Here is a 14,859-nt window from a genome sequence, read left to right on the forward strand (position 1 = left end):
GGCTCAGCTCGCCCGGCCGATGGCGTAGAAGCGATCGGCTCGCTGGGCGCGCAGCTGATCCGGCGTGAGCTTTGACAGCTCGGCCAGCTCTTCGGCGATGGCGTCGCCGACCGCGGCCATGGCGGCCTCGCGGTCCGAATGGGCCCCGCCCACCGGCTCGGGCACGATGCGGTCGATGATCTTCAGGCCCTTGAGGTCCTCGGCCGTGATCTTCATGGCCGAGGCGGCGTCCTTGGCCCGGGCGCCGTCGCGCCACAGGATCGAGGCCGCGCCCTCGGGGCTGATGACCGAATAGATGGAGTGCTCGAGGATCAGGACGCGGTTGGCCGCCGCTATGGCGATGGCGCCGCCCGAGCCGCCCTCGCCCGTGATCGTCGCTATGGAAGGCACGCCCAGCGTCAGGCAGCGTTCGGTGGAGCGGGCGATGGCCTCGGCCTGGCCGCGCTCCTCGGCGCCGAGGCCCGGATAGGCGCCGGCGGTGTCGACGAAGGTCAGGACCGGCAGGTCGAACCGGTCGGCCAGGTCCATCAGACGCACCGCCTTGCGATAGCCTTCGGGGCGGGCCATGCCGAAGTTGTGGCGCAGGCGCGTGGCCGTGTCCGAGCCCTTTTCGTGCCCCATGACGACCACGGCGCGGCCGCGAAAGCGGGCCAGGCCGCCGACGATGGCCTGGTCGTCGCCGAACTTGCGGTCGCCCTTGAGCTCCTCGAAATCGGTGAACAGGGTCTCGAGATAGTCGGTCAGGTGTGGACGCTCGGGGTGGCGGGCCACCTGGGTCTTCCGCCACGGATCGAGGTTCTTGTAGGCGTCGAGGCGCAGCTCGCGCGCGCGCTTCCTCAGCGACTTGATCTCGTTGTCGAACGAGCCGGTCGTTTTCGACAGCGCCTCCAGCTCCTCGATCTTGGCTTCGAGGTCGGCGATGGGCTGTTCGAAGTCGAGATAGTGGCGCAACGCTGAAGGTCCGGACCGTTTCGGAAGCGCCGGAACCTAGGGCCGCAGCCCTTCGCGGGCAAGCGTCGACTAGCCCCCCTTGCGCCCGAGGGGATGCTTTGAGCGCACCACCTCCGCCAGGCGGTCGGTGGCCACGTGGGTGTAGATCTGGGTGGTTGAAATGTCGGCGTGGCCCAAGAGGGTCTGCACGACGCGCAGGTCGGCGCCGCCCTCCAACAGGTGGGTGGCGAAGGCGTGGCGCAGGACATGCGGGCTGACCTGGGCGGGATCGAGGCCCGCCGCCAGGGCTGCGGCGTCTAGGATCTGGCCCAGCCGGCGCCGCGTCAGCCGTCCGCCCGCGCCCGAGGAGCAGAACAGCCAGGGATTGGCCGCGTCGCCTCTGGGCAGCAGCTGGGGCCGCGCTTCAAGATAGGTCTTCAGCGCCTCGCGGGCGCGGGGATTGAGGGGCGCCAGCCGCTCCTTGCCGCCCTTGCCCCGCACCATCAGAAAGGCCGGGTCGCGCGCCACGGCCGTCAGCGGCAGGGCCAGCACCTCGGAGGCGCGCAGGCCCGACGCATAAAGCAGCTCAATCAGGCAGGCGGCCCGCAGGGCGCGCGCATCGCCCGGCGCGCGGGCGGCGGCGACCAGGGCCTCGACCTGGGCCTGTCCCAGCACCTTGGGCAGGGGACGGCCCTGCTTCGGCGCTTCGAGGCGGCGCGAGGGATCCTGGACGACCCAGCCCTCGCCCAGGGCGAAACGGTAGAACTGGCGCAGGGCCGAGCGCCGCCGGGCCGCCGTGGAAGCCGACAGGCCGCGCCGGGACAGCCCTTCGAAATAGGTCTCCACGGCCTCGGGCGAAGCGGCGATGAGTCCCCCGGGCACCAGCCCCTCGGCGTCAGCCAGGTCGCGGGCGTAGGCCGCCAGGGTGTTGGGCGAGGCGTTGCGCTCGACCGCCATCATCTCGAGAAAGGCCTCCACCTGAGGCGTGCTCATGCGCGGCCCCTTTCAGGGCGCGTGAAAAGCGCGCTAGAGCTTCGTCTTCCGATGACCGACGCCGCCGCCAAGATTTCCGCGCCTCCCGCCTTCGATCCGGCCCTGCTGCAGGGTCGCAGCATAGCCCTGATCGGTTTGATGGGCGTCGGCAAGACCACCGTGGGCCGCAGGCTGGCGCGACGCTTAGGTCTGCCCTTCCGGGACGCGGACGCCGAGATCGAGGCGGCGGCGCGCCTGTCCATCGCCGACATCTTCGCCGAGCTGGGCGAGGCCGAGTTCCGCGCCGGGGAGCACCGCGTCATCCGCCGCCTGCTGGAGGGCCCGTCGCAGGTGCTGGCCACCGGGGGCGGGGCGGTGCTGAACGCCGAGACGCGCAAGGCCCTGAAGGCGCGGGCCGTCACGATCTGGCTGCGGGCCGAGCCCGAGGTGCTGGCCGAGCGGGCCACGCGGCGGGACACGCGGCCCCTGCTGAAGGACGCCGACCCGCTGGCGGTGTTGACGCGGCTGCAACAGGCGCGCGAGCCCTTCTACCGCGAGGCGGCCGATCTGATCGTCGAGACCGGCGCCGGGCCGCACAGCCGGGCCGTGGACGCCGTGCTGGCGGCGCTGTCCCAATGGGCGGGCCGCAAATGAGCCTGATCTCCATCAGCGCCGAGGGGGTGAGGCCCTATGACGTCCATGTGGGCCGGGGCCTGCTGGATGAGGCGGGCGGACTGGTCATGTCGGCCGCGGGCGCCAGACGCGTGGCCGTGGTCAGCGATGCGCAGGTCGGCGCGCTCTATGGCCAGCGGGTCGACGACAGTCTGCGGGCGGCGGGGCTGACCCCCATCCCCATCACCGTGGCCGAGGGCGAGGCGGCCAAGAGCTTTGAGGGCCTGCAGTCGCTGCTGGGCGTGCTGCTGGACTCCGGGCTGGACCGGGGGGACGCGGTCCTGGCCCTGGGCGGCGGGTCCACGGGCGATCTGGCCGGGCTGGCGGCGGCCCTCTACATGCGCGGGATCGACGTGATCCAGGCGCCCACGACCCTGCTGGCCCAGGCGGATTCCGCCGTGGGCGGAAAGACCGCCATCGACGCGCCCCAGGGCAAGAACCTGATCGGCGCCTTCTGGCATCCGCGGCTGGTCCTCTGTGACCTGGAGGCGCTGGATACGCTGGACGACCGGCAGATGCGGTCCGGCTATGCCGAGGTGCTGAAGTACGGCCTTCTGGGCGACCGCGCGTTTTTCGAGTGGCTGGAAGCGAACGGCGCCGCCGTGCTGGACCGCGAGCCCGAGCACCTGGCCCATGCGGTGGAGACCTCGGTCAGGGCCAAGGCCGCCATCGTGGCTGAAGACCCCCGCGAGGCCGGGCGGCGGGCGCTCCTGAACCTTGGCCACACCTTCGGCCACGCCTGGGAGGCGGAAGGCGGGTTCGGCGAGGTTCTGACCCACGGCGAGGCGGTGGCGCTGGGCTGCGTGCAGGCGTTTCAGCTGTCGGCGCGGCTGGGCCTGTGCAACGCCGAGGAGGCCCACCGCGTCGAGGCGGCGGTGCGCGAGACAGGGCTGCCGGTGCGGGCGCCGGCGGCGCTCCGCGGCGTGTCGGCGGACGCGCTGCTGGCGCGGATGGCCGGGGACAAGAAGGCCGAGGGCGGGCGGCTGACGCTGATCCTGGCCCGCGGCATCGGCCGGGCTGAAGTGGTGCGCGATGTCGCCCCCGAGGCCGTGCGCGAGGTCCTGATCGAAGGCGGCGCGGCGTGACGCTGACCTTCCGCTTCGCGCGGCCGGGGGATGCGGCGGCGGTCCACGCCCTGACCGAGCGCACCTATCGCGGCGAGACGGCGGCGCGGGGGTGGACCCACGAGGCCGACCTGCTGGCCGGACCGCGCACCAGCCGGTCCGAGATCGACGCCCTGATCGCCGATCCCGCGTCGCGTTTCGTGCTAGCGGAGGACGACGGACGGCTGGCGGCCTCGGCCCTGATCCAGAGCCGGGGGGAGGTCGCCTATTTCGGCATGTTCTCGGTCGATCCCGACGCCCAGGGACAGGGCGTGGGCAGGGCCGTGCTGGCGGCCTGCGAGCGGGCGGCGCTCAATGAATGGGGGGCGGCGCGGCTGGAGATGACCGTCATCAGTCTGCGCCAGGAGCTGATCGCCTGGTACGGGCGGCGCGGCTATCGGCCCACGGGCGAGCGGCGGCCCTTTCCCTTTGACGAGCACAGCGGGGCCCTGCGCACCGATTTCGACCTGGTGGTGCTGGAAAAAGGGCTCGGAAACACCGCGTAGCCAAGCGTGTCGGGCGCCCAAAGCGTGGCTGTGGCAAGGGCGCGGCCATGGACCTGCCCTATACCGCCGTCGAGGGCCGCCACGTGCGGCTGGAGCCCTTCAGCGCCGACAATCGCGAGGCCGTGCGACAGGCCATCAACTGCGATCCCGAGACCTGGAACATCTATGGGACCAACGGCTATGGCGAGGCCTTCTCCGCCTGGTGGGACGCGGCGCTGATCGACCTGGCCAAGGGCGTACGCCATCCCTACGCCATTCTCGACGCGCGCACGGGTGAGGGCTTGGGGACCAGCAGCTTTCATCAGATCGACCCCGCGCATCGCAGCGTCGAGATCGGCTACACCTTTCTGGCGCTCCAGGCGCGGGGCGGCCCGGTCAATCCCGAGAGCAAGCGGCTGATGCTGGAGCGCGCCTTTGCGGCCGGCGCCCTGCGCGTCTTCTTCCAGGTGGACGCCCGCAACCAGCGCAGTCAGGCGGCGGTGGCCAAGCTGGGCGCCGTGCGTGAGGGCGTCCTGCGCAAGCACAAGGTCACCTGGACCGGCCACCACCGCGACACGGTGGTGTTCTCCATCACCGACGAGGACTGGCCGGGCGTGCGGGACCGGCTGAATGCGCGGCTTGCCGCGCTCAGTTAAGCGGCTTCGCGCAGGGCCTCGCGGCCGCCGGAGGTGCGCTCGAGCACCGCGGCCAGCAGGGTGAAGTCGATGGGCTTGTTCAGATAGGCGTCGGCGCCCGCGGCCAGGCCCGCCTCGTGATCCTCGGCGCGCGCCGAGGCGGACAGGACCACCACCGGCGACTCGCGGTTCGGGCCCGGGCTGGCGCGCAGCTGGCGCGTGGCTTCCAGCCCGTCCATGACCGGCATGTTCACGTCCATGAGGATCAGGTCGAAGGGCTGTTCCGAAGCCCGATCCAGACCCAGCTGGCCGTTTTCGGCGCAGACCGTCGTGTGGCCGACCGAGCTCATCCAGGCCTCGATGATCATGCGGTTGACCGGGTGATCTTCGACCACCAGCACGCGCAGGGGCCGCTGGCCGGCGGCCTCGGTCTCGGCGCAGGTCTCGCAGGCCTCGCTTTCCCAGGCCTTCACCTCGGCCTCGAGGGTCAGGGTGAAGGTGGAGCCGTCGCCCTTGACCGACTGAACCGTGATGTCGCCGCCCATCATCTCGGCCAGGCGCCGCGAGATGGTCAGGCCCAGGCCGGTGCCGCCGAAGCGGCGCGTGGACGAGGCGTCCAGCTGGGTGAAGGGCTCGAACAGGCGCTGCTGGTCCTCGGGGCTGATGCCGGGGCCGGTGTCAGAGACGGCGAAGGTGAAGCGCGCGCGGTCGTCAGCGATCCGCTCGCTGGTCAGGCACAGGCGCACATGGCCCTGTTCGGTGAACTTGACCGCGTTCGAAAGCAGGTTGTGCAGGACCTGCGACACGCGCAGCGGGTCCAGCAGGACCACGGCCGGAACCTCGCCCTTCACTTCGGTGATGAACTCGAGATCCTTGGCCTGGGCCTGGGCGCGGCAGGGACCGACGACCTTCTCCTTAAGGGACTCGACCTCGACCTCGACGGGATCGATGGCCAGGCGGCCGGCCTCGATCTTGGTCATGTCGAGGATGTCGTTCAGCAGGCTGAGCAGGCCGTCGCCCGAGTTGCGGATGATGCGGACGAACTCCTGCTGCTGCTTGTCCAGGTTCGTGGCGTTGAGCAGTTGGGCGGCGCCCAGGACGCCGTTCATGGGCGTGCGCAGCTCGTGCGAGATGACGGCCAGGAACGAGGACTTGGCCTTGTTGGCCAGGTCGGCCTTGTCGCGCGCGGCGCCGAGCTCTTCGATCAGATGGGCCTGGTGCTCCTGGAAGGCCTTGATGCGGGCCTCCTTGACCATGGTCATGACCACGTGGACGAACAGGCCCGAGGCGACGAAGGGGATCACCGACACGAACGGCCAGAAGGCCGGATCGCCCCACAGGCTGGCCGCGATCAGAACGGTCACGAGCGAATAGGGCGAGGAGATCAGCACCGCCTGCTTGGGCGAACTGCGCAGCTGGGTGAAGACCAGCAGATAGCCGGAGACCAGCAGGGCCAGGGCCAGCGGCCGCCCGAACGGCGCCTCGGAGAACCAGGCCAGAGCGGGCGCCAGGGCCCAGGCGCAGGTCGTGGCCGTGGCCACGACCGGGAAGATGACGCCGTAGTCGGGGCCCATGCGGGCGGCGATGCGCTTTTCCACCCAGCCGCGGATGAAGCCGGCCGAAATGGTGACGGCGAACCAGACGGCGCCCAGCGTCCAGCCGACGGTCACGCCCACGGCGATGGCCCAGCTGGCGATCAGCCAGTAGCGCAGATACTGGGTCTGCAGGATGGTCGAGAGCGACTGGGACGCCTCGCTGGGCGCCTGGGCCGCAGGTCTGACAGGCGCCGGCTCCTGGGCCGCGTCGATGATCGCCATGAACTACCCCACCTCACCCACAAACCGGGGCAGACTAGGCGCGACTTTCTAAAGGAGAGTGAACGGCTTGAACCGTGGCTTGCGGCGAGCCCGGCGCGCAGGCCGCCAGGGTGGCGGCCAGGCCTTCCACATGGATGGGCTTGGTCAGATAGGCGTTGGCGCCGGCGGACAGTCCCTCCTGCTCATCCTCGGGGCGCGCGGCGGCGCTGACGATGACGATGGGCGTGTTCCGGTTGGGACCCGCGCCGCCCCGGATGGCGCGAATGGCCTGAAGCCCGTCCATCACCGGCATGTTGACGTCCATGAGGATGGCGTCGAAGGGGCGCGCCTCGGCGGCGGCCACGCCTTCGGCCCCGTCGCAGGCCTCGTCGATCTGGCACCCCAACGCGCCCAGAAGGGCGCCGAGGAGGCGGCGGTTGGCGGGATTGTCTTCGACCACGAGCACGTTCGAGACGCCCGGGGCGGCGGTCTGGCCTTGAGCCACCAGCGGCTCCACCGGAACGACGACCGAGAAGGCCGATCCCGCGCCCGGCGTCGAGGCGATGTGGATATCGCCCTCAAGCGCCTTGGCGACACGGCGCGCGATCGGCAGGCCGAGGCCCGTGCCCTCGCAGCCCGGCCGCAGGGCGGAATCGAAGCGCTCGAAGGGCGTGAAGATGACGCCGATCTGGGCCGCGGTCAGACCGAGCCCCGTGTCGCGCACGGTGACGTCGAGAAGGGGCCTCGGCCCCGGTTTCAGGGACACCTCGATGCGGATCTCGCCGCTGGCCGTATAGCGGACGGCGTTGGACAGCAGCTTGTGCACGACCTGGTTGAGGCGCGCGGCGTCGACCTGGATGCGTTCAGGCAGGCCGGGCGCCGCGTGAGCGGCCAGTGACAGCCCCTTGGCGTGGGCGGCTTCCGACCAGGCGCCGACCCAGTCGTCGATCAGGGCGGCCAGATCGGTCTCCACCGGCTGAAGGACGATGCGGTCCCCGTCCGAGGCGGTGGCTTCGATAAGGTCATTGACCAGGCCCAGCAGGATTTCTGCGGCGCGACGGGCGCCCTGGGCCAGTTCCGGGTGGCGGCCGGGCGCGCGGCCCGATTCAATGAGCTGGGACGCGCCCAGGATGGCGTTGAGGGGCGTGCGCAGCTCATGGCTGACCCCGGCCAGGAAGGCGGACTTGGCCCTGTCCGCGGCCTCGGCGCGGCGCTGAGCGGCTTCGAGGTCGGCGATCATCTGCGCCTGACGCGCCTCATAGGCCGCCACGACGGCGGCCTCCAGGCGGCCGTAGACGACGTGGCTGATCAGACCCATGGCCATCATCGGCACGCAGGCCAGGGTGATCCAGGCTTCAGGGCGCCCCCAGTGAGAGGCGATCAGCAACGCCAGCACCGGCAGGTAAGGCGAGCAGGCCAGCAAAGCCATGCGGGGCCGACGGTCGAACTGGCGCGTGGCGATGTGCATGCCGGTCAGGACGGCGGCGAGGGCGTAGATCCAGCCGCCCAGCCCGCCCTCCAGTACGGCCCACAGCGGCGCGACGGCCCAGGCGCTGGCGTTGATCAGAACCAGGGCGCTGTAGGTGAAGGGGGAGAGCACGGCGCCCGTCCGCGCCTGGCGGCGGTCGAACTCGCCTCGGACCAGACCGATCAGGACGGCGCCGGCCAGCCAGATCAGCGCTCCGGCCCCCACCAGGGCCGCCAATCCCAGGGTCCACGCCGCCAGCATGAGGTAGCGCATGCCTTGGGCCCGGGCGATGGTCGCGAATGTGGTCTCGGGAGCGGCCAACCGCGATGCCCTAATGCGCAAGAACTGCGCACATTAGTGCGATCATTTGCTGATGAATTATTGAGAGCGCCGAAAAGGCGCCACAATCCGGTCAGTTCGACGGGGTCTCGGCCTTGATGGACAGGGCGTGGACCGGCCCCGCCAACAGCTCGGCGAGGGCCGCGTTGATGCGGCGCTGACGCTCCACGCGCGACAAGCCCTCGAAGGCGCTGGAGACGATACGCAGGTTGAAGTGGCTCTCACCGCCGGGCCGCGCTCCGGCATGGCCCGCGTGGCGGGCGCTGTCGTCCACGATCTCCAGCACCGAGGGGGCGAAGGCCGCCTCCAGCCGCCTGCGCATCTCGGCTGCGACAACTCCGTCAGACATATTCGTCACGCCTTCCTTGAAACGGCCCCATCGGACCTCGTAATTCGGCGCATGGACGAGGGCTTTCAATACACGCCGCGCTTCGTGGACATCCGCATCAAGCCGCCCAAGCCGGGCGAGGCCGAGGCGGAGGCCGACGTTCTGCGTCTGAAGCCCGGCGAAACGCCCTGCGATTGGCCGGGGTGCCTGCGTCCGTCAACCGCCAAGGCGCCCAAGAGCCGCGAGGCCCCGGGACAGTTCTACCGCTTCTGCCAGCCGCACGCGGCCGAGTACAACAAGGGCTGGGACTGGTTCGCCGGCATGAGCGAGGACGAGGTCCGTCGCCTGCGCGAGGACGAGGTGACCACGGGCGGGCGGCCCACCTGGCAGATGAAGGCGGGGCGCTTCAGCCGTGAGGCCGCCGCCTTCGCCAGCCGCTTCACCCGCGGCGCGGGCGGCTTCGCCGATCCCTTCGGGATGTTCGGTCAGGGCCAGAAGGCCGAGGCGCCGCCGTCAGAGGCCGAACGCCGCATCGGCAAGCTGGAGCGTCAGGCCCTGGCGGACCTCGACCTTGAGCCCGGCGTGGCCGGCCCGGCCATCCGCGCCCGCTATACCGAGCTGCTCAAGCGCTGCCATCCGGATCTGAACGGCGGGGACCGCGGCGCCGAGATCAAGCTGCAGAAGGTCATCCGCGCCTGGAAGACCCTGCAGAAGGCGGGGATGACCTAGTCCAGCGTCGTGCGGTAGCGCAGCATCGCCAAGGTCGAGACCACGACCACGAAGATCGACAGCTCCAGAAGGCTGGGCGCCGCCGCCTCCAGCCCCGCGCCCTTGAGCAGCGAGCCGCGCACCACGCGCAGGAAGTGGGTCACGGGGATGGCCGTGCCGAGGGCCTGTGCCCACTCGGGCATGCCCCGGAACGGGAACATGAAGCCGGACAGCAGGATCGAGGGCAGGACGTAGAAAAAGCTCATCTGCATGGCCTGCAGCTGGGTGCGGGCCACGGTGGAGATGAGAAAGCCCAGGGCCAGCGAACCGACGATGAACAGGGTAAGGCCCAGCCCGAAGGCGGCCCAGCCGCCCTGCATGGGCACGCCGAACAGCACCCGCGCCAGCACCAGGATAACGCCCGCCTGGATCAGGCCGACCAGGACATAGGGGGCCAGCTTGCCGGCCATGACCTCCAGCGGTCGGGCGGGCGTAGCCAGGAGGCCCTCCATGGTGCCGCGCTCGCGCTCCCGCGCCATGCCGAGCGACGTCATCATCACAAGGGTCATGGACAGGATCACGCCCAGCAGCCCCGGCACGATGTTGTAGGCGGTGACAGCCTCGGGATTGTAGCGGCGGTGGACCACCACCTCGAAGGGCGCCTGTCCCGGCTGGCGCGCCGAAAGAGGACCGGTCAGGTCGCGGGCCAGGGCCTGGGCCGGCAGGTTCGACAGGGCCGCCACCGCGCCCGAGGTGGCGGAGGGATCGGAGGCGTCCGCCTCCACGAGGATCTGCGCCCGCTCGCCGCGCACCACCCGTCGCGTGAAATCGCCGGGGATGACCACCGCGAACTGGACGTCCCCGCGTTCAAGGGCCCGGTCGAGCTCCGCCTGGCTGCGCGCCTCAAGCCGGATGTCGAAATAGCCCGAGGTGGACAGGGCGCTGAGGATGGATCGAGAGAAGGCGCCGTGGTCCTGGGCCAGGACAGCGGTGGGCAGGCGACGCGGATCGTCATTGATGGCGTAGCCGAACAGCAGAAGCTGCACGATCGGCAGCACCAGGATCATGGCGTAGGTCAGCCGGTCCCGCGTCAGCTGCACGAACTCCTTGACCAGCACGGCCCAGGTGCGCGTCGGCGACAGCATCAGGCCGCCTCTCGCCGGTTGAGATCGGCGATCAGCTGGATGAACACGTCTTCCAGGGTCGGCGCCGCCTCGCGCCAGACGAGGGGCGCCTTGCGATAAGGGGCGATGGCCGCATCAAGCGCCCGCCGATCACGCCCAGAGACGTGCAGGGTCGCCCCGAAAGCGGCGGCCATGTCGACGCCGGGCCGGGCGCGCAGCTCGGGCGCCAGCCGGTCAGCCCCCGGCCCTTCGGCGTTCAAGGTGATCAGGCCCGAGGCGGCGATCACCTCCTCGGCCGTGCCCCGGGCGAGGGTCTGACCGTGGGCGATGTAGGCGATCTCGTGACAGCGCTCGGCCTCGTCCATGTAGTGGGTCGAGACCAGCACCGTGACGCCCTCGGCCGCCAGGGCGTGGATCTCGTCCCAGAAGGTGCGGCGCGCCTCGGGATCGACCCCGGCCGTCGGTTCGTCCAGCAGCAGCAGGTCAGGGCTGTGCAGGGTCGCCGCCGCCAGGGCCAGCCGCTGCTTCCAGCCGCCCGACAGCGTGCCCGCCAGCTGGCGGCGCCGCGCCTCCAGACCCAGCCTGGCGAGGGCGGCGTCCACTCGGGCCCGGCGGTCCGGCAGCTCGTGGACGCGGGCCATGAACATCAGGTTTTCGGCGATGGAGAGGTCTTCGTAGAGCGAGAACTTCTGGGTCATGTAGCCGACCCGGCGCTTGATCTTCCTGGCCTCCCTCAGCACGTCGAAGCTCAGCACCTGGCCCTCGCCGCTGTCGGGGGTCAGAAGTCCGCACAGCATCCGCAGGGTGGTGGTCTTGCCCGCGCCGTTGGGGCCGAGGAAGCCGCAGATGCGCCCGCGCTGGACCGTGATGCCGAAGTCGCGCACCGCATGAAGCTGGCCGAAGGACTTGTTCAGCCCGCGCACGTCGATGGCGGGCGGGGCGCCGGTCACCGCAGGGGCTCCACATCGACAGGCAGGCCTGGGTTCAGGCGCGTCGCCCCCTCGGCGGCGGACTCGGGGATCGCCTCGACGCGATAGACCAGCCGGTCGCGCGAGCCGCGACTGTAGAGGACCGGCGGGGTGAACTCGGGCCGGGGGCTTACCCAGCGGATGATCGCCTGGCGCGGGGCGCCGCAGCCGTCACAGCCGAAGCGGACGCGCGCGCCGGGGCGATAGCGCGCCATCTCTGGCTCCGGCACGAAGAAGATCAGGCGCACGCGGTCGTCGGGCAGCAGGGCGGCGATGGGCTGGTTGGCGGGCGCCCACTCGCCCGGCTGAAAGAACACATCCTCCACCCGCGCCGCCACGGGCGCATGGGGCGACAGCTGCCGCAGGCGGGCCTGGGCCTCGCTGAGGGCGCCCCGCGCCTGCTGCGCCTGCTGATCAGCCTGGCGGATGGCGTCTTCGCGTGCGCCGAGGGTGGCCACCTCGCGCCTGCGTCTGACGGCCGCCGTCTGGGCGCGGGCCGCGTCTCGGGCGGCGCGCACCTGATCCAGCCGCGCGGGGGCGTAGATGCCGCGCTCCACCAGAGGGGCGATGCGGGCGTACTCGGCCTCGGCCTGACGCTGGCTCGCCAGGGCCGCCTGAAGTTCGGCGTCGAACACGTCCAGCTCCTGGGGTCGCTGACCCTGGCGCAGGTCGTCGGCCCGCGCTTCGGCCGCGCCGACCGCCGCGGCGGCGCCGCCCGCCTGGGCCGCCTGAATCGTGGGGTCGATCAGGAACACTGGCGCGCCCTCGGCGACGCGCGCGCCCTCGCGAACATAGAGCTGGGCCACCGTTCCGGACACGGGCGACGATAGGTAGAGCGGGTCGCCCTCGACATAGCCGCTGAGCACCCGACCCGGCCCAGGCCGCAGCAGCAGGAAGGCTACCGCCGCCAGCACGAGGACCAGCACGGCCCCGGCCGCCATCATGCGCCTGTTCATGGCTGCATCCCCTTCAGAACGACGGCCAGGTGCTGGGCTGCGAGAGCGGGCGGATCGACGGGCGCGCCGCCGACGGGCTCGAAGGTCTCGCGCCAGATCAGGCTGAGCACCATCGGTCCCATCAGCCCCATGGCGTAAAGGCGGGGGTCGCCCGGCCGCACCTCTCCCGCCGCCTGGGCCCGGGCGATCAGTCCGCTGATCAGCTGGAGGCCAGGCTCGACCACGTTCTCATGCCAGATGGCCGCCAGTTCGGGGTGGTTGCGGCTCTCGGCGATGACCAGCTTGGCCACGCCCGAGATGCGCCGGTCCGCCGCGATGCGCGCCGCCAGGGCCGGATAGGCCGCCGACAGCGCCGTCCTCAGGTCAGGCGCGGACGCCGCCAGGGTCCGGACCATTTCCAGATTGGGTGAAACGGCGTCGCGCACGACCGCCCGGAACAGCTCGGCCTTGGTGGGGAAGTAGAGATAGATCGCCCCCTTCGAAACGCCGGCCCGCCGGGCCACGGCCTCCATGCGCGCGGCCTCGAAACCCTTTTCGGCGAAAACCTCCAGCGCCGCGGCCACGATCTCGGCGGGCCGCGCCTCCGGGCGGCGGCGAAAGCGCGGCTCTGACGGGTTGCTGGGCGCCATGGGGAGGCTCAATAACTGACCGGTCAGTCAGTAACTGAACCGCCACGCTTCGTAAAGCGTCGATCTTTCAGCTCGGAGGGGCCTCCCTCGCCTTGAAGCCGAAACGGGCCGGGCCTAAGACGGCGCCATGTCCGACACCCCTTCCGACGCTTCCGCCGACCCCCTGCTGACGCTGGCGCCCGATCTGAGGGTCAGCGCGCGCGAGGTCTTCGGCGTCGACAGCGACATGCAGGTTCCGGCCTTCTCCACGCGCGACGCCCACGTGCCGGAGCTCGACGAGGCCTATCGCTTCGACCCTCAGACGACCCTGGCCATTCTGGCGGGCTTCACCTTCGACCGGCGCGTGATGGTCCAGGGCTATCACGGCACCGGCAAGTCGACCCACATCGAGCAGGTGGCGGCGCGGCTGAACTGGCCCATGGTGCGGGTGAACCTGGACGCCCACGTGTCGCGCATCGACCTGGTCGGCAAGGACGCCATCGTCCTGAAGGAGGGCAAGCAGGTCACCGAGTTCCGCGAGGGCATGCTGCCCTGGGCCATCCAGAGACCTGTCGCGCTGGTCTTCGACGAGTACGACGCGGGCCGTCCCGACGTGATGTTCGTCATCCAGCGGGTGCTGGAGGCGGGGGGCAAGCTGACCCTGCTGGACCAGAACCGGGTCATCCGGTCCAACCCCTGGTTCCGTCTGTTCGCGACGGCGAACACCATCGGCCTGGGCGACACCACCGGCCTCTATCACGGCGCCCAGCAGATCAATCAGGCCCAGCTGGACCGCTGGAACATCGTCACGACGCTGAACTATCTGGACCACGACGTGGAGACCGAAATCGTCGCGGCCAAGGCGCCCGAGTGGAACACCGCCGAGGGCCGCCGCGCCCTGGCGGCCATGGTCCGGGTGGCGGACATGACGCGCAACGCCTTCATGAACGGCGACATCTCGACGGTGATGAGCCCGCGCACGGTCATCACCTGGGCCCAGAACGCCACCATCTTCGGCGGCGACGTGGCCCTGGCCTTCCGCCTGACCTTCCTGAACAAGTGCGACGAGCTGGAGCGGCCCACCATCGCCGAGTTCTACCAGCGCGCCTTCGGCGAGGACCTGCCCGAGGCGGCGACGCGGGTGCGGGTGGCCTAACCTCCCCTTCCGCTGATCGATCAGGCGGTGGGCCGCGTTTCAGAACCGGCGGCTGAGAAAGGGCGATCCCCTGACGCCGAACCGGCGCGGCAGGTCAGCCGCCTTGGTGATGCCGATGCGCGGGCCGACGGCGATGTCCGAGGGTCCCTCGGGCGCTGTCCAGGCGAAGGGCGAGCGATCAAGCGGCGCCCCATCGTGCGAGCGGTCGATCGCCAGGGCCTGACACAGGCGGCCAGGGCCGGCGCATAGCTGGCGGTCCGGCAGACCGCCGCGCCGCTCGCGCATGCGCTCAAGGCCATGGGTGGGCCGGATGGCGCGGATCAGCACCGCCTCGCCCCGGCCCTCGGGCCCCGTGACCACGTTCATGCACCAGTGCAGACCGTAGGAGCGATAGACGTAGAGAACGCCCGCCGGACCGAACATGACGCGGTTGCGCGGCGTGGGGCCGGAGAAGCTGTGCGCCGCCGGGTCGTCCTGATCGTAGGCCTCGGTCTCGACGATCACCCCGCCGCAGCCGTCCACCAGCAGGGTCCAGCCGATCAGGCGCCGGGCGACGGTCTCGGGATCTTCGAGCAGGAAGGGCGGCATGGCGGCTGTCTGCCAGCCCGGCC

16 protein-coding genes are annotated in these 14,859 nt (G+C 70.8%); 6 read left to right on the forward strand and 10 right to left on the reverse strand.

Going from position 1 to position 14,859, the window contains the following annotated elements; all coding sequences use genetic code 11:
- Window positions 1-3: 3 nt before the first annotated feature.
- Window positions 4-951: an acetyl-CoA carboxylase carboxyltransferase subunit alpha gene (locus Q0812_RS05615; protein WP_302109333.1), complete on the reverse strand. Its 948-nt coding sequence runs from the start codon at window positions 949-951 to the stop codon at window positions 4-6.
- A 69-nt stretch (window positions 952-1,020) separates the two neighbouring features.
- Window positions 1,021-1,923, reverse strand: a complete 903-nt coding sequence (locus tag Q0812_RS05620) for a site-specific tyrosine recombinase XerD (protein WP_302109334.1) — start codon at window positions 1,921-1,923, stop codon at window positions 1,021-1,023.
- A gap of 51 nt (window positions 1,924-1,974) precedes the next feature.
- Here Q0812_RS05620 and Q0812_RS05625 point away from each other — a divergent pair, with 51 nt between their 5' ends.
- From Q0812_RS05625 to Q0812_RS05640, 4 genes are read left to right on the forward strand one after another with little or no spacing between them, the layout of a single operon-like run.
- Complete coding sequence (locus Q0812_RS05625) at window positions 1,975-2,556, forward strand: shikimate kinase (RefSeq protein WP_302109335.1); 582 nt, start codon at window positions 1,975-1,977, stop codon at window positions 2,554-2,556.
- Entirely contained in the window at window positions 2,553-3,659 is a 1,107-nt protein-coding gene (gene aroB / locus Q0812_RS05630) for a 3-dehydroquinate synthase (protein ID WP_302109336.1), read from the forward strand. The genes Q0812_RS05625 and aroB overlap by 4 nt, the downstream gene beginning before the upstream one ends.
- Window positions 3,656-4,183, forward strand: coding sequence for a GNAT family N-acetyltransferase (locus tag Q0812_RS05635; RefSeq protein ID WP_302109337.1), 528 nt, complete (start codon window positions 3,656-3,658; stop codon window positions 4,181-4,183). The genes aroB and Q0812_RS05635 overlap by 4 nt, the downstream gene beginning before the upstream one ends.
- A gap of 47 nt (window positions 4,184-4,230) precedes the next feature.
- Complete coding sequence (locus Q0812_RS05640) at window positions 4,231-4,818, forward strand: GNAT family N-acetyltransferase (RefSeq protein WP_302109338.1); 588 nt, start codon at window positions 4,231-4,233, stop codon at window positions 4,816-4,818.
- Here the strand turns inward: Q0812_RS05640 and Q0812_RS05645 are convergent.
- The 3 genes from Q0812_RS05645 to Q0812_RS05655 all read right to left on the reverse strand — a co-directional run bounded on the left by Q0812_RS05645 (window position 4,815) and on the right by Q0812_RS05655 (window position 8,749).
- Window positions 4,815-6,614, reverse strand: coding sequence for an ATP-binding protein (locus tag Q0812_RS05645; protein WP_302109339.1), 1,800 nt, complete (start codon window positions 6,612-6,614; stop codon window positions 4,815-4,817). The genes Q0812_RS05640 and Q0812_RS05645 overlap by 4 nt on opposite strands.
- Window positions 6,615-6,648: 34 nt before the next feature.
- Window positions 6,649-8,382 carry a hybrid sensor histidine kinase/response regulator gene (locus Q0812_RS05650; protein ID WP_302109340.1) on the reverse strand — a complete coding sequence of 578 codons (1,734 nt, stop codon included), beginning with the start codon at window positions 8,380-8,382 and terminating at the stop codon, window positions 6,649-6,651.
- A gap of 91 nt (window positions 8,383-8,473) precedes the next feature.
- The gene (locus Q0812_RS05655) at window positions 8,474-8,749 is read right to left on the reverse strand and encodes a BolA family protein (RefSeq protein ID WP_302109341.1); all 276 of its coding nucleotides are present in this window, start codon (window positions 8,747-8,749) and stop codon (window positions 8,474-8,476) included.
- A 51-nt stretch (window positions 8,750-8,800) separates the two neighbouring features.
- Between Q0812_RS05655 and Q0812_RS05660 the strand changes: the two genes are divergently transcribed.
- The gene (locus Q0812_RS05660) at window positions 8,801-9,457 is read left to right on the forward strand and encodes a J domain-containing protein (protein WP_302109342.1); all 657 of its coding nucleotides are present in this window, start codon (window positions 8,801-8,803) and stop codon (window positions 9,455-9,457) included.
- Here Q0812_RS05660 and Q0812_RS05665 read toward each other — a convergent pair.
- Genes Q0812_RS05665 through Q0812_RS05680 form a run of 4 tightly spaced genes read right to left on the reverse strand, consistent with a single transcriptional unit; the run spans window position 9,454 to window position 13,113 of the window.
- Window positions 9,454-10,581 (reverse strand): ABC transporter permease, encoded by a 1,128-nt coding sequence (locus Q0812_RS05665; protein WP_302109343.1) that lies wholly within the window; start codon window positions 10,579-10,581, stop codon window positions 9,454-9,456. The two genes, Q0812_RS05660 and Q0812_RS05665, sit on opposite strands and share 4 nt — an antisense overlap.
- Window positions 10,581-11,510, reverse strand: coding sequence for an ABC transporter ATP-binding protein (locus Q0812_RS05670; protein WP_302109344.1), 930 nt, complete (start codon window positions 11,508-11,510; stop codon window positions 10,581-10,583). The genes Q0812_RS05665 and Q0812_RS05670 overlap by 1 nt, the downstream gene beginning before the upstream one ends.
- Window positions 11,507-12,484 (reverse strand): HlyD family secretion protein, encoded by a 978-nt coding sequence (locus Q0812_RS05675; protein ID WP_302109345.1) that lies wholly within the window; start codon window positions 12,482-12,484, stop codon window positions 11,507-11,509. The genes Q0812_RS05670 and Q0812_RS05675 overlap by 4 nt, the downstream gene beginning before the upstream one ends.
- Window positions 12,481-13,113, reverse strand: coding sequence for a TetR/AcrR family transcriptional regulator (locus tag Q0812_RS05680; RefSeq protein WP_302109346.1), 633 nt, complete (start codon window positions 13,111-13,113; stop codon window positions 12,481-12,483). The genes Q0812_RS05675 and Q0812_RS05680 overlap by 4 nt, the downstream gene beginning before the upstream one ends.
- A 127-nt stretch (window positions 13,114-13,240) precedes the next feature.
- On the opposite strand from Q0812_RS05680, the gene cobS reads away from it, so the two are divergent.
- The gene (cobS, locus tag Q0812_RS05685) at window positions 13,241-14,248 is read left to right on the forward strand and encodes a cobaltochelatase subunit CobS (RefSeq protein ID WP_302109347.1); all 1,008 of its coding nucleotides are present in this window, start codon (window positions 13,241-13,243) and stop codon (window positions 14,246-14,248) included.
- 39 nt (window positions 14,249-14,287) lie between these two features.
- Here cobS and Q0812_RS05690 read toward each other — a convergent pair whose 3' ends face one another.
- Complete coding sequence (locus Q0812_RS05690) at window positions 14,288-14,836, reverse strand: DNA-3-methyladenine glycosylase (RefSeq protein ID WP_302109348.1); 549 nt, start codon at window positions 14,834-14,836, stop codon at window positions 14,288-14,290.
- Between the last annotated feature and the right edge of the window lie 23 nt (window positions 14,837-14,859).

Source organism: Peiella sedimenti (genome assembly GCF_030504955.1).
GTDB classification, from domain to species: Bacteria; Pseudomonadota; Alphaproteobacteria; order Caulobacterales; family Caulobacteraceae; genus Brevundimonas; species Brevundimonas sedimenti.